Raw genomic sequence first — 12,795 nt, forward strand, 5'->3', positions numbered from 1 at the left:
TTGGACCCGTGAAAACAAGCCAAAACAGCCCGAGGAGCAAGAAAATGCAAAAGATCACCCCCTGCCTGTGGTTCGACGACCAGGCCGAGGAGGCCATGAACCATTACATCTCCATCTTCAAGAACTCGAAGGTGCTGAGCGTGATGCGCTGGCCCAAGGGCAGCGGCGATAATGAGGGCAAGGTGCTGGTGACCTATTTCGAGCTCGACGGCGTGCAGTTCCAGGCGCTCAACGGCGGGCCGCAATTCAAGTTCACCGAGGCAGTCTCGCTGTCCATCGACTGCAAGACGCAGGAGGAGGTCGACTATTTCTGGGACAGGCTGATCGAGGGCGGTGGCGAGCCCAGCCAGTGCAGCTGGCTGAAGGACAAATTCGGCGTCTCCTGGCAGGTCGTGCCGGAGCAATTGCCGAGGCTGCTGCAGGACCCCGACACGGAAAAGGCCGGCCGCGTCATGCAGGCGATGATGCAAATGACCAAGATCGACATCGCCAAGATCGAAGAGGCCGCCAGGGGTGAGTGAGACGCTCCCGACAGGCGATCTTTGCCCGATTTTGGGAATATCAACTGCCAAAGTCGGCGCCGTCCCTCACCTGCCTGCCGGCATCCTCTCCAAGTATAGTGACGGGGAGAGGGGCGCTCTCATACATGATTTCGCCAATTACCCACGTTGCAGGAAGGGCGTTGGCGTTGCGGCCAGCCCCCTTCTCCCCGTCACTATACGGGGAGAAGGTGCCGGCAGGCGGATGAAGGGCGGCGCAACGCGCGAGTGTGATCTTGGCGGCCATACGGCAACGGTCAAGCCGCCTTGTCGCGGACCTGGTAATCCTTGACCGCGGCGAAGCGGATCGCCTTCCAGCGCTCGGCCTCGTAGTTGAGCGAAAAGGCGTGCTGGGCAAGAAACACCGGATCGTGGTCGAGGTCGCGGGCAATGTCGCCGCGATGCGCCTCGATGAAGCGATGCACCTCGGCCTTGTCGTCGGCCGATATCCAGCGGCAGACGGAAAAGCGCGACATCTCGAAATCGACCGGCAGCGTGTATTCGATATTCAGCCGCTCCTTCAGCACGTCGAGCTGCAGCGCACCGACGACGCCGACGATTGCCGGCGAGCCGTCTTCTGGCGAGAACAGTTGCACGACGCCTTCCTCGGCCATCTGGTGCAGCGCCTCCTTCAGCTTCTTGGCCTTCATCGCGTCGCCGAGCCGGACGCGGCGCAGGATTTCCGGCGCGAAATTCGGCACGCCGCGGAACAGGATCTCCTCGCCCTCGGTCAGCGTATCGCCGATGCGCAGCGTGCCGTGGTTGGGGATGCCGACGACGTCGCCGGCAAAGGCCTCGTCGGCGGTGACGCGGGTGCGGGCGAAGAAGAATTGCGGCGCCGACAGGCTCATCGGTTTTCCCGTGCGTACCAGCTTGGCCTTCATGCCGCGCTCGAGCTTGCCCGAGCAGACGCGGACGAAGGCGATGCGGTCGCGGTGGTTGGGATCCATGTTGGCCTGGATCTTGAAGACGAAGGAGGTCATCTTATCCTCGGTCGCCTCGACCTTGCGGGTGTCGGCCTCCTGCGCGCGCGGCGGCGGTCCGTAGGCGCCAAGCGCCTCGATCAGATCGCGCACGCCGTAGTTGCGCAGCGCCGAACCGAAATAGACCGGCGTCAGATGGCCCTCGCGGAACGCACCGATGTCGAGCGGACGGCAGGCTTCGCGCGCCAGCTCCAGCTCCTCGATGAAAGCCTCGCGCTCGTTCTCCGGCAACAGGCCGGCGACGCGGTTGGAGTCGGGACCGTTGACCGGCGTGCGTTCTTTCTCCGCGTCGCCCTTGCGCATGGCATTCAGCGCCAGATGATAGGTGCCGGAAAAGGTTCTGCCGCGGCCGATCGGCCAGGTGATCGGTGCGGTGTCCAGCGCCAGCTTCTGCTCGATCTCATCGAGGATCTCGAACGGGTCGCGGCTTTCGCGGTCCATCTTGTTGACGAAGGTGATGATCGGGATGTCGCGAAGCCGGCAGACCTCGAACAGTTTTAGAGTGCGCGGCTCGATGCCCTTCGCGGCGTCGATGACCATGACCGCCGCATCGACCGCCGACAGCGTGCGATAGGTATCGTCGGCGAAATCCTCGTGACCGGGCGTATCGAGCAGGTTGAAGACATTGTCCTCATACTCGAAGGTCATCACCGAGGTGACGACCGAAATGCCGCGCTCGCGCTCGATCTTCATCCAGTCCGACCGGGTCTGGATGCGATCCTTCTTGGCCTTGACCTCGCCGGCAAGCTGGATGGCACCGCCGAACAGCAGCAGCTTTTCGGTCAGCGTCGTCTTGCCGGCGTCCGGATGCGCGATGATCGCGAAAGTGCGGCGGCGCGCCACCGCGTTCGTGATGTCTTCAGCCAATTTGTGGAATCCCATGTGGTGCGCGGGCTTCTAGCAGCGCTTTTGCAGCCTGTCGAACAATTTTGGGCGGTTTGCCCGGCCTTGAGATAGGTCCGCCGCAATGGCATCAACAGAGGCGGTTCGATAAAGGTCCATCCATGAGCGCAGCCAAGCACGTCATTGTCGTCGGCGCCGGCATCATCGGCGCGTCCATCGCCTGGCATCTGGCGAAGGCTGGCGCGAACGTGACGATCGTTGCCGACAGCGGTGCGGGCGGCGTCGCCACGGCGAATTCCTTTGCCTGGATCAATGCCAGTTGGGGCAATCCAGAGCCGTATTTCCGGCTGCGTACCCGTTCGATGGCCGAGTGGACGCGGCTTGCTCATGACGTGCCCGGCATTCCGCTCGCCTGGTGCGGCGGCCTGTGCTGGGACCTGCCGCCGGCCGAGCTTGAGGCCTATGCCGCCGAGCATTCCGCCTGGGGCTACGGGATCGAGCGCGTCGACCGCGCGGGAGCCGCACGTATAGAGCCCAATTTGACCGAGCTTCCCGACTTCGCCCTTCACGTCGCTTGGGAGGGCGTGGCCGAACCGGTCGCGGCCACGCAGACACTGCTGGCCGACGCCGAGCGACTTGGCGCGCGGGTGATTACCGGCACGACAGTCACCGCGCTGATACAGACCAATGGCAGGATTAGCGGCGTCGATACATCAGGCGGACGGATTGTCGCCGACGAGATGGTGATCGCGGCCGGCGCCGGCTCTGCGGCAATTGCGGCGACGGCCGGGCTAAAACTGCCGATCGAGACGCCGCCCGGCCTGATCGTCCATTCACGCCCGTACGAAAAGCTGCTCAACGGCCTGGTGATCGGCGACCGGCTGCACATGCGCCGAGAGCCGCATCATCGCCGGCTCGGATTTCGGCGGCGCCGATCCGGGCATGGATCCCGAAGCCACAGCCCGCGACCTGTTTGCGGCGATGAAGAGCATGCTGCGCGGCGCCGACCGGCTGGAACTGGATTTTCACACCGTCGGCTATCGGCCGACGCCCGTCGACGGCTTTCCGATCATCGGACGGGCTCAAGGCGTGAGCGGCCTCTATGTCGCGGTCATGCATTCCGGCATCACGCTGGCCCCTGCCGTCGGCCTGTTCGCCGGCCGACGCGCGCGATCCGCTACTTGAGCCCTATAGGCTGACGCGGTTTGCTCAATAGCCAGGCGGACGGCGAAAACCGCCGCTCAGCGGCGCTATCGCCCTGGCGATGCCAAGCAGCCGCGATTCTGACCAGCGACGGCCGACCAGTTGCAGGCCGATGGGCAGGCCGTCGCGGTCCTGCCCGCAGGGCATCGACAGTGCCGGCTGGCCGCTGTAGTTGAACACCGCGCCATAGGCTGGCAGCAGCCAGTAGCTCTGCTCCCTGTCATCGACCTTGATTGGTGTTCCCGGCTCGCAATGCGGAAAGGCCGTGGTCATGGTGACGGGACAAAGCAAGACATCGCAACCTTCGAAAAACCGGTCCCAGGCAAGGATTGACTGGTCGCGGCGGGCGAGCGCTTCGAACCAGCGCGAGACCGGTGTCGGTTCTTCTGGCGGCTCCGGCTGCGCAGCCTCCAGCATCATGCCGATCAGCGCGCCGCCTTGCGTCAGATCGTCATGCAGATCGAGCGTCGGCAGTCTTGCTTCCTCGACGGCTACCCCCGCAGACTTGAGTTGCTCGGCCAGACTTTCGGCCGCGGCCCTGATCTCGCCGGCTACCGGAAAACCCGGAAAGGCCGGCGCGAAAGCGATGCGCAGGGTCTTGGGATCAACCTCCGGCGTGCCCTCGACAGGCACCGGGGCAAGGTCGGTGTCGCTGCCATCCGGTCCTGCGATGATCCTCAGAATCAGCGCCAGATCTTCGACGTTGCGGGCCAGCGGACCGATGCAGGACATCAGCCGCACGCCGCGCGGTACGCCACCGGGATTGGGAAAGGCGCCGGCCAGGGAGACGCGATGCTCGGTCGGCTTGAGGCCGTAGACGCCGCAAAAGGCTGCCGGCAGGCGGATCGAATCCTGCATGTCGGTGCCTAGTTCGAATGGCGTCATGCCCGCGCAAAGTGCTGCCGCCGCTCCCCCGCTGGAGCCGCCGGCGGTGCGCGATAGATCCCACGGATTACTGGTGCGGCCGAACAGCGGGTTGTTCGACTGCCAGTCGCCCAGCATCGTTGCGACATTTGTCTTGCCGACCAGCACGCCGCCGGCCGCCTTCAACCTGAGAACGACCGGGCTGTCTTTTCTCGCCACATAGTCGGCAAAAGGCGGGAAGCCGACCGTCGTCTTCATCCCCACTGTTTCGTGAGTGTCCTTCAGCGTGAACGGCACGCCGTGCAGCGGCCCGAGAGCGTCGCCGCGCGCCTGCGCTTCGTCGGCCTTCTTCGCGCGAGCGCGAGCCCCTTCCCTGTCGAGCGTGACGACCGCGTTGACCGCCTCATTATGCCTGTCGATCTCAGCCAAATGCGCGTCCAGCGCTTCCACGGCGGAAATTTTGCGGTCGCGGATCGCGGCAGCCAAGTCTCTGGTGGAGGAAAAGACGAGGTCCATGACCAATGCTCCGGCTTGCTAGCGGCGCCAGCCTCACCAAATGGCGGACTACGGCGCGTCTTCAAGCCGAGTTCAGCATTCGAGGACAGGTGGTGCTTGATCGGAATTGCGCTGCGAGGGTCTGTTGAGGGGGCACTGTCCCGCGATGTTGCCGCGATAGCGAGGGAGCTACACCGCCAGCGCCAGTCTTGCCGGTTCCGGCGCAAATGGACGAGTGGTCATGCCGTCTCTGGTAATGGTGACGAAGCTAGAGGGCGGGATCGGCTGCCAGTCGCCGCCATCACGGTCGAAAGGCTCCGACTCAGGCATCGCCCGCCGCCGTTGCGGAAGACGGAGGTGTAGAGCGTCGGCGCGTGGGCATCGGTCGCATAGCGCACCGCATGGAGCGATTCGCCGTCCGACAAGGCGGCGGTGAGTCTCAGCGCCGGTTCGAAGCCGGCGCGGCGCGAGGCGTCGATCACCCGCGCCGTAGCGCGCGACACCGCGCCTTGCGGATCGCCCGCCAGACCCTCGTCGATCATCAGGAGAAAGAAAAGTTCGGAATCGGTGGTGCCCTCGCGCCGATCGAAGACATCGTCGGAGAGCGCGTTTTCCAGCGCGCGGCGGATTCTTTCGAAGCCGCCGATCTGGCCGTTGTGCATGAACGACCAGCGGCCGGCAGTGAAGGGATGACAGTTCATGCGGCTGGTGGCGCCGCCGGTCGAGGCGCGCACATGGGCAAGGAACAGGCTGGACCTGATCTGCCGGCACAGGCTCTTCAGATTGGGATCGGACCAGGCCGGCAGGATGTCGCGATAGAGACCCGGTTCGGGCCGGTCGCCGTACCAGGCGAGACCAAAGCCATCGCCATTGGTCGGCGACTTGGCTTCTTCGGCGCAATGACTCTGGGCGATCAGCGAATGGCAGGGCGCCGTGACGATGTCTTCGAGGAAAACCGCTTCGCCAAGATAGGCCGCCCACCGGCACATCGCTTAATCCCCCTCAGGCGCGATCCATGAGAGCCGCAGGCTCCTTGATCGCGTGTGTGCCTCTGTTGTGCGTGCGCTCATAGAGCTCGCGAACGATTCGGCTGGCCGTAGTCTCAAACAGAAACGGCAAGAAAGCGTGAATGAGTGCGGCGAACGCTGCCATGAACAGACGCGAGCAGAACCACGCCGCGAAAGCCATATGGCTGAAATAGGTCTCGCCCACCTTGGTCGGGTGAGAGGTAAAGAGCCTTGCAAGCCGTGTCGTCATGGTGATCCCTCCTGGCTGGGTAAGCCCCCGATGCTGAGTATTCTGGCACAAGCTTTCGGTTCATCGGTCCCAAATCATCCTTGTGTTTGGCCAATTATTGGGACAAACATCCCACATGCCGCTGGAAATCGATGAGATCGACCGAAGATTGCTGGCCGAACTGCAACGCGACGGCACGCTGTCGGTCGACCAATTGTCGGAAAGAGTGTCGCTGTCGCGCAACGCCTGCTGGCGCCGGGTCAAGCGGCTCGAGGAAGACGGAGTCATCACCGGCCGGGTGGCGCTGGTCGATGCCGACAAGCTTGGCCTTGGCCTTTCGGTGTTCATCCTGGTCCGGACCTCCAACCACGATCCGGACTGGCTGCAGAAATTCCGGGCGGCAGTCACCAGTTTTCCCGAGATCACCGGCGTCTACCGCATGTCCGGCGACCTCGATTATGTCTTGCGTGCCCGCGTCGCCGACGTGAAGGCGTATGACCGGCTCTATCAGCGACTTATCGCCAAGGTGGCGCTGTCGGATGTTTCGGCGTCCTTCGTCATGGAGGAGATCAAGGAGACGACCATCGTCCCCGTAGAACTGCGCTGAAACGGAACTGCGCTGAAAGAAAGCCGTTGATAGTCTGGCCGCCGAGTTGACTGAATCGGCGTTGATAGCGATAGGATCAGCCTCATGCGCGCAGCACTCTACACTTCCTCCGTCATCGGTCCGGCCGTCGGCTTCATCAGGCTGCCGCACGGTGAAGGCCTGCCGCTTCCCGCCTATGAAAGCCCGGGCGCCGCCGGCATGGATCTGCGCGCCGCGGTGCCGGACGACCGACCGCTGCTGATCCTGCCGGGAAAACGCGCGCTGGTGCCGACCGGGCTGATCCTGGAGATCCCGGAGGGGGTGGAAGGCCAGGTCCGGCCACGCTCGGGCCTCGCCTTCAAGCATGGCCTCACCTGCCTCAACACGCCGGGCACCATCGACAGCGACTATCGCGGCGAGGTCAAGGTGCTGCTGATCAATCTTGGCGACGAGGATTTCGCGGTGACGCGCGGCATGCGGATCGCGCAGATCGTCTTCGCCCCGGTGACGCAGGCGACGGTCGATGAGCGCAGCTTGGCCGGCGGAACGACGCGCGGCTCCGGCGGCTTCGGATCGACCGGCACGGCCTGATGTCCCTACCCAAACTGGTCATCTTCGACTGCGACGGGGTTCTGGTCGACACCGAGAACCTGGCCAATCGACGCCTCGCCGAATGGCTCAGCGCCGCCGGCTACCCGGCAAGCTTCGAATATTGCCGCAAGAACTTCTCCGGCCGCGCCATGGTCTCGGTGCAGAAGGAAGTCGAGGCGACCGGCGCCAGCCTCGGCGCCGATTTCGTCGACCGTTGGAACGCCGGTCTGCCGGACCTGTTCGCGCATGGCGTCGAAGCCGTCCCCTATGTCAGGCAGTTCATCGAAGCCGTGCACGCTGCCGGCATCGCAACTTGCGTCGCTTCGTCGGCGCGGGTGAGTAAAATGCACATCACGCTCGGCCAGACCGGGCTGCTGCCGCTGTTCGAGCATGCACTGTTCAGCTCGACCATGGTTTCGCGCGGCAAGCCGTTTCCCGACCTGTTCCTGCATGCCGCAAGCACGATGGGCTTCGCGCCCGCCGACTGCATCGTCATCGAGGACAGCGTCGCCGGGACATTAGCCGGCATTGCCGCCGGCATGCGCGTATTTTCCTACTACGGCGACCCGCATTCCGACCGCGACGGCCTGACCGAGGCCGGCGGCATCCTGTTTGACGACATGCGCGAGCTGGCCGGGCTGGTGCCGATCCCCTGATCTGGTCTTCAGGTTTTTATCCGGCTGGACGCGCCAGGCGCCCATGCTAGCTTGCCAATGTTCGACAGTGGGAGGCGCCCAGCCTATGAACTCGATCCTGTTTCGCTTCACCCTCGCCTGCTTGCTGCTGCCGTGTCTGTGGGCCGCGGCCGGCGCGCAGGGCGTCAGCTTCCCGGACCTTGGCAGCGCCGTTCCCGGCCACAAGGACACGACCTATCTCGACCTCGCCAGGATGGTCATTCCCGATCTGGCGGCGGACAAGGACGGCTTCTACCGTGGTTCCATGCCGATCGAGATGCGCCATATCGAAGGTGGGGATAGCGGTGGCCTGCCACCCGAAACGTCGGGCTTTTCCGATGCTGGCGTGCTCCAGATCAGGGCCGGCGGCAAGGAGCGGCTGGCCATGCTGTTCGACCTCGGCAGTTCCTCCGACAGCGCTGAGGGCTTTGCGGTGCTGGCGCTCTACGATCTTGCCAGCAAGCCGAGACTGCTCGACGCTGTCAATGTCGCCGTCGACCGGAGCACCTATCTCCGCGATCCGGGCAAGCTGCCGATCGGGCCCGGCGATGACGCCATCATTACCCTGAGCACGCATTTCAATTCGAGCCAGGGCTATGTGAGCACGCCGCTGATCCTGGTCCGCGACGACAGGTTCGAGCTGATCGACATGATCTATACGTTCGACGAGTCCCTGTGTGCCTACAGGCGCACGCAGGAGTTGGCGTTTCAGACCGTTGCGGAAGGCCAGCCCTATGCGGCCATCAAGGCGACGGTGACCGATGCCACCATGCCGAATGGCGAAAGCTGCGACGATGCGGCGCCCGAGGCTTCCTCGCGCGACATCTCCGTCACCTACCATTGGGACGGGACCGCATACGTCAAGGGGTCCGACGCGCTGGACAAATTGGCAGGAGAGAACGCCAATCGCTTCTGACCCAATCGCATTCGTTTGCCCGGCGGGCAGTGGCGGGATAAAATGCGCTTCGCACTCTGGGGAGCATCCATGGACAAGGGCAAAATCTTTCGCGACCTGCACAGTTCGATCTTCGTCATGCCCAACCCCTGGGACGTCGGCACGACGAAACTGCTGGCCTCCTTCGGTTTCAAGGCGTTGGCGACGACCAGCGCCGGCTTTGCCTTTTCGCGCGGCCTGCCCGACGGCGCGGTGACCTTCGAGGCGATGATCCACCACTGCCGCGACGTGACCGCGGCGACCGGCCTGCCGGTCTCGGCCGACCTCGAGAAGGGCAAGGGCGACAGCGCGACAAGTGCCGCGGAAACTGTCTTCGCAGCCGAGGCGGCAGGCCTCGCCGGCTGCTCGATCGAGGACCACACCGGCGAGCCCGACAAGCCGATTTATGATTTTTCGCATGCCGTCGAGCGCGTCGCTGCTGCAGCGGAGGCGGCACGGGCGCTGAAGCACGACTTCGTCTTCACCGCGCGGGCCGAGAATTTTCTGTGGGGCAGGCCAGACATCGACGACACGATCAAGCGGCTGCAGGCCTTCGAGAAGGCCGGCGCCGACGTGCTCTACGCGCCAGGCCTCGGCGATGTCGAGACGGTGCAAACCGTTTGCTCGGCGCTGACCAAGCCGGTCAACGTCATGGTGAGGCCCGGCTTCACCATCGCCGATCTTGCCCAGGCAGGGGTCAAGCGCATTTCGCTCGGACCCTGGCTGACCAATTACGCCTTCGGCATGCTGGAAACGGCGGCGCGCGAGATCCAGCAGGACGGCACCTTCGGCTTCACCCGCACCGCCATGCCGTTCGGCAAGCTGCAGGCGTTGTTTGCCGAACCCAACGCATGAAGCTCAGCGTCGTCGACATGCACACCGGCGGCGAGCCGCTGCGGATCGTCACCGGTGGTTATCCCAGGATTCCTGCAGGCACGATCCTGGAAAAACGCTCCTATGTGCGCGATCACCTCGATCATCTCAGGAGGATCCTGATGTTCGAGCCGCGCGGCCATCACGACATGTATGGCGCGCTGCTGGTGGAACCCGACCTGCCCGGCGCCGACCTCGCCGTGCTGTTCATGCACAATGAGGGCTATTCGACGATGTGCGGCCACGCCATCGTCGCGCTCGGCCGCTACGCCGTCGACGAGGGGCTGGTGGCGCGGCAGGAGCCGCTGACGACAGTCAACATCGAGGCGCCGTGCGGGCTGGTCGTCGCCTCGGTCGAGGTGCAGGACGGCAAGGCCGGTGCTGTGTCATTCGAAAGCGTGCCGGCCTTTCTGTTCGCCCGCGACCAGCAGATCGAATTGCCGGGTTACGGGGCGATCGGATTCGACATCGCCTATGGCGGCGCCTTCTATGCGCTCGCCGATTGCCGGCAGTTCGGGCTGGAGTTCAGCAAGAACCGCGTGCGCGATTTCGTCGATGCGGCGACGGCACTGACGGAGAAGCTGAAGAAGGGATTCCCGCTGTCGCATCCCGACCATGCCGAGCTTGCCTTTCTCTACGGCACCATCCTGACCGACGGACAGGACGCATATTCCGATAGCCCGACCAAAAACATATGCGTCTTCGCCGAGGCCGAGGTCGACCGCTCGCCGACCGGATCGGGTGTCACCGCGCGGCTGGCGGCGATGCATGGCAGGGGCGAAATCGCCGGCCAGATTCGGCTGTTCGAGAGTATCGCCGGCTCGCGCTTTTCCGGCAGCGTGGCGAGGACCGCGAAAGCCGGGCCGCATGACGCCATCATCGCCCGCGTCGGCGGCCGCGCCTTCTACTGCGGGCGGGCCGAATTCATCGTCGAACCCGAGGACGAGTTGGGACGTGGTTTTCTTTTACGTTAGCGCGGGCCCCGAGAAACGGAACCGAGCGTACCGTTGGGTACGCCCCGGAAGCGCAGGACATCGGCATTCGCAAGCCGGCCTCACCTGAGCATCAGCATTCCTAAGCTGCTTCCCGCGCCGAGATCGCCTTGTGCAGGTGCACCATCATGGCGGCGGCGAACAGCGGCGTCAAAAGGTTGAGCAGCGGCACCGCGAGGAAGGCAGCGACAACCAGCCCGGCGAGAAACACCGTGACGGCATGTTTTTTGCGCAATGCCCGGGCCTCGGCCTCCGGGCGAAAGCGCATGGCGGCGAATTCGAAGAATTCGCGTCCCAGCAGATAGCCGTTGACGATGAAGAAGGCAGCGATGTTGATGCCCGGCACCAGCAGCAGCAGCAAGGCCACGATGTTGCCGAGGATGACGACGCCGAAGAATCTTATCGCCAGCACCAGCGAGCGCAGCGCCGGCATGGCGCGGCCGGGCGGGTCATTGGGATAGTCGGTGCGCTCGACCAGTTCGGCGGCGTCGTCGAGGAACAGGCCGGCGATGATCGCCGTCACCGGCGCGATCAGCAGCGCCAGACCGAGCGCCAGACCGATCCCGGCGACGATGACGCCCAGCCATCCGGCCCAGGACGGCATGGCGGGCAGCCATGCGTCGATCCATGGCCAGGCCAGCCATTCGAACAGGCCCTCGATGGCGAACCACAGCGCGGCGAGCGCCAGCAAGGTCAGGCCCAACGTTTTTACGAACACCGAGCGGAATTCGGGCGAGAACAGCTGGCTGGCGGCGGCGCGGGCGGCGCTGGAGATCACGGCGTTTCCAATTCCATGTTGAACATCTGCGAAATAAGCGGAGACACGAGAAGTCACAAGCGCAACCAAGGGCGCAACCACGTGCAGCGTCACGCCAATTAAAATCACGACCTAGGCAAAGCCGCATCAAATCGCTAGACCCGCCCGCGGCCGGCATGCCAGAAAGCCGGTGGTTTTTCGCGGAGACATGATTGATGCCGAACTATGACGTGCTTTGTATCGGTAATGCCATTGTCGACATCATCGCCCAGTGCGACGAGGCATTCCTTGAGACGAACGGCATCATCAAGGGCGCGATGAACCTGATCGACACGAGGCGCGCCGAGCTGCTCTACAGCCGCATGGGCCCGGCCATCGAAGCCTCCGGCGGCAGCGCCGGCAACACGGCGGCGGGCGTCGCCAGCTTCGGCGGCCGCGCCGCCTTCTTCGGCAAGGTCTCGAACGACACGCTCGGCGAAATCTACGCCCATGACATGCACGCCCAGGGCGTGGCCTTCGACACCAGGCCGCTCGATGGCGAACCGCCGACGGCGCGCTCGATGATCTTCGTCACGCCGGACGGCGAGCGCTCGATGAACACCTATCTCGGCGCTTGCGTCGAGCTCGGTCCGGAGGATGTCGAGGCGGACAAGGCGTCGGGCGCCGCCGTCACCTATTTCGAGGGCTATCTGTGGGACCCGCCGCGCGCCAAGGAAGCGTTCCGGCAGACGGCGAAGCTCGCCCACGCAGCCGGGCGCGAAGTGTCGATGACATTGTCGGATTCGTTCTGCGTCGACCGCTACCGCGAGGAGTTTCTGGAGCTGATGCGCTCGGGTACTGTCGATATCGTCTTTGCCAATAGCCACGAGATCAAGTCGCTGTACCAGACCGCCTCCTTCGACGAGGCGCTGGCCCAGATCCGCAAGGATTGCAAGATCGCCGCCGTCACCCGCTCCGAAAAGGGCTCGGTCATCGTGCGCGGCGACGAGACCGTCACCATCAATGCGACGGAAATCCGCGAACTGGTCGACACCACCGGCGCCGGCGACCTCTATGCCGCCGGCTTCCTCTACGGCTACACACAAGGCCGTAGCCTGAAGCATTGCGGCGATCTCGGCTCGCTGGCGGCCGGGCTGGTGATCCAGCAGATCGGGCCAAGGCCGCGGCAGAATTTACGCCACGAGGCTGAGCAGGCAGGCCTGATTTAGGAAGAGGCGCTCGCTCC

Annotated in this window: 12 protein-coding genes and 2 pseudogenes; 9 read left to right on the forward strand and 5 right to left on the reverse strand. The window is 64.3% G+C overall.

The features are described from left to right. Positions 1–44: 44 nt before the first annotated feature. Complete coding sequence (locus tag AC0L2M_RS28330) at positions 45–521, forward strand: VOC family protein (RefSeq protein ID WP_023802859.1); 477 nt, start codon at positions 45–47, stop codon at positions 519–521. 275 nt (positions 522–796) lie between these two features. Here the strand turns inward: AC0L2M_RS28330 and AC0L2M_RS28335 are convergent, their stop codons facing one another. Further along, positions 797–2,389 (reverse strand): peptide chain release factor 3, encoded by a 1,593-nt coding sequence (locus AC0L2M_RS28335; protein ID WP_473536482.1) that lies wholly within the window; start codon positions 2,387–2,389, stop codon positions 797–799. Positions 2,390–2,526: 137 nt separating this feature from the next. Between AC0L2M_RS28335 and AC0L2M_RS28340 the strand changes: the two are divergent. Further along, positions 2,527–3,581, forward strand: a pseudogene (locus AC0L2M_RS28340) (NAD(P)/FAD-dependent oxidoreductase). Here the strand turns inward: AC0L2M_RS28340 and AC0L2M_RS28345 are convergent. The 3 genes and pseudogenes from AC0L2M_RS28345 to AC0L2M_RS28355 all read right to left on the reverse strand — a co-directional run bounded on the left by AC0L2M_RS28345 (position 3,575) and on the right by AC0L2M_RS28355 (position 6,184). After that, positions 3,575–4,948, reverse strand: a complete 1,374-nt coding sequence (locus AC0L2M_RS28345; RefSeq protein WP_287217655.1) for an amidase — start codon at positions 4,946–4,948, stop codon at positions 3,575–3,577. The pseudogene AC0L2M_RS28340 and the gene AC0L2M_RS28345 overlap by 7 nt on opposite strands. A 168-nt stretch (positions 4,949–5,116) precedes the next feature. After that, positions 5,117–5,916: pseudogene (locus tag AC0L2M_RS28350) on the reverse strand (class II glutamine amidotransferase). A 13-nt stretch (positions 5,917–5,929) separates the two neighbouring features. Next, positions 5,930–6,184 (reverse strand): DUF6356 family protein, encoded by a 255-nt coding sequence (locus AC0L2M_RS28355; RefSeq protein WP_473536483.1) that lies wholly within the window; start codon positions 6,182–6,184, stop codon positions 5,930–5,932. Positions 6,185–6,299: 115 nt separating this feature from the next. Here AC0L2M_RS28355 and AC0L2M_RS28360 point away from each other — a divergent pair, with 115 nt between their 5' ends. The 6 genes from AC0L2M_RS28360 to AC0L2M_RS28385 all read left to right on the forward strand — a co-directional run bounded on the left by AC0L2M_RS28360 (position 6,300) and on the right by AC0L2M_RS28385 (position 10,795). Then, positions 6,300–6,770, forward strand: coding sequence for an Lrp/AsnC family transcriptional regulator (locus tag AC0L2M_RS28360; protein WP_287055154.1), 471 nt, complete (start codon positions 6,300–6,302; stop codon positions 6,768–6,770). An 84-nt stretch (positions 6,771–6,854) separates the two neighbouring features. Next, positions 6,855–7,340: a dUTP diphosphatase gene (gene dut / locus AC0L2M_RS28365; RefSeq protein ID WP_023803741.1), complete on the forward strand. Its 486-nt coding sequence runs from the start codon at positions 6,855–6,857 to the stop codon at positions 7,338–7,340. Further along, positions 7,340–7,996: an HAD family hydrolase gene (locus AC0L2M_RS28370; protein WP_287055152.1), complete on the forward strand. Its 657-nt coding sequence runs from the start codon at positions 7,340–7,342 to the stop codon at positions 7,994–7,996. The genes dut and AC0L2M_RS28370 overlap by 1 nt, the downstream gene beginning before the upstream one ends. Before the next feature lie 85 nt (positions 7,997–8,081). Continuing rightward, positions 8,082–8,930: a hypothetical protein gene (locus AC0L2M_RS28375; RefSeq protein WP_473536484.1), complete on the forward strand. Its 849-nt coding sequence runs from the start codon at positions 8,082–8,084 to the stop codon at positions 8,928–8,930. A gap of 69 nt (positions 8,931–8,999) precedes the next feature. After that, a complete protein-coding gene (locus AC0L2M_RS28380) occupies positions 9,000–9,803 on the forward strand; it encodes an isocitrate lyase/PEP mutase family protein (RefSeq protein WP_473536485.1) in 804 nt (267 codons plus the stop codon). Beyond that, on the forward strand, positions 9,800–10,795 hold the full coding sequence (locus AC0L2M_RS28385; RefSeq protein WP_473536486.1) for a proline racemase family protein: 996 nt from the start codon (positions 9,800–9,802) through the stop codon (positions 10,793–10,795). The genes AC0L2M_RS28380 and AC0L2M_RS28385 overlap by 4 nt, the downstream gene beginning before the upstream one ends. Before the next feature lie 100 nt (positions 10,796–10,895). On the opposite strand, the gene AC0L2M_RS28390 is transcribed toward AC0L2M_RS28385, so the two are convergent. Continuing rightward, positions 10,896–11,591 (reverse strand): sulfate transporter family protein, encoded by a 696-nt coding sequence (locus AC0L2M_RS28390; RefSeq protein WP_473536487.1) that lies wholly within the window; start codon positions 11,589–11,591, stop codon positions 10,896–10,898. A gap of 194 nt (positions 11,592–11,785) precedes the next feature. Here AC0L2M_RS28390 and AC0L2M_RS28395 point away from each other — a divergent pair, with 194 nt between their 5' ends. Beyond that, a complete protein-coding gene (locus tag AC0L2M_RS28395; protein WP_287217650.1) occupies positions 11,786–12,778 on the forward strand; it encodes an adenosine kinase in 993 nt (330 codons plus the stop codon). Positions 12,779–12,795 lie beyond the last annotated feature (17 nt).

It is taken from the genome of Mesorhizobium sp. WSM4806, assembly GCF_055811635.1.

Coding starts and splice junctions, on each gene's coding strand:
- AC0L2M_RS28330 (WP_023802859.1), top strand. CDS start 45: ATGCAAAAGATCACCCCCTGCCTGTGGTTCGACGACCAGGCCGAGGAG.
- AC0L2M_RS28345 (WP_287217655.1), bottom strand. CDS start 4,948: ATGGACCTCGTCTTTTCCTCCACCAGAGACTTGGCTGCCGCGATCCGC.
- AC0L2M_RS28355 (WP_473536483.1), bottom strand. CDS start 6,184: ATGACGACACGGCTTGCAAGGCTCTTTACCTCTCACCCGACCAAGGTG.
- AC0L2M_RS28360 (WP_287055154.1), top strand. CDS start 6,300: ATGCCGCTGGAAATCGATGAGATCGACCGAAGATTGCTGGCCGAACTG.
- dut (WP_023803741.1), top strand. CDS start 6,855: ATGCGCGCAGCACTCTACACTTCCTCCGTCATCGGTCCGGCCGTCGGC.
- AC0L2M_RS28370 (WP_287055152.1), top strand. CDS start 7,340: ATGTCCCTACCCAAACTGGTCATCTTCGACTGCGACGGGGTTCTGGTC.
- AC0L2M_RS28375 (WP_473536484.1), top strand. CDS start 8,082: ATGAACTCGATCCTGTTTCGCTTCACCCTCGCCTGCTTGCTGCTGCCG.
- AC0L2M_RS28380 (WP_473536485.1), top strand. CDS start 9,000: ATGGACAAGGGCAAAATCTTTCGCGACCTGCACAGTTCGATCTTCGTC.
- AC0L2M_RS28385 (WP_473536486.1), top strand. CDS start 9,800: ATGAAGCTCAGCGTCGTCGACATGCACACCGGCGGCGAGCCGCTGCGG.
- AC0L2M_RS28395 (WP_287217650.1), top strand. CDS start 11,786: ATGCCGAACTATGACGTGCTTTGTATCGGTAATGCCATTGTCGACATC.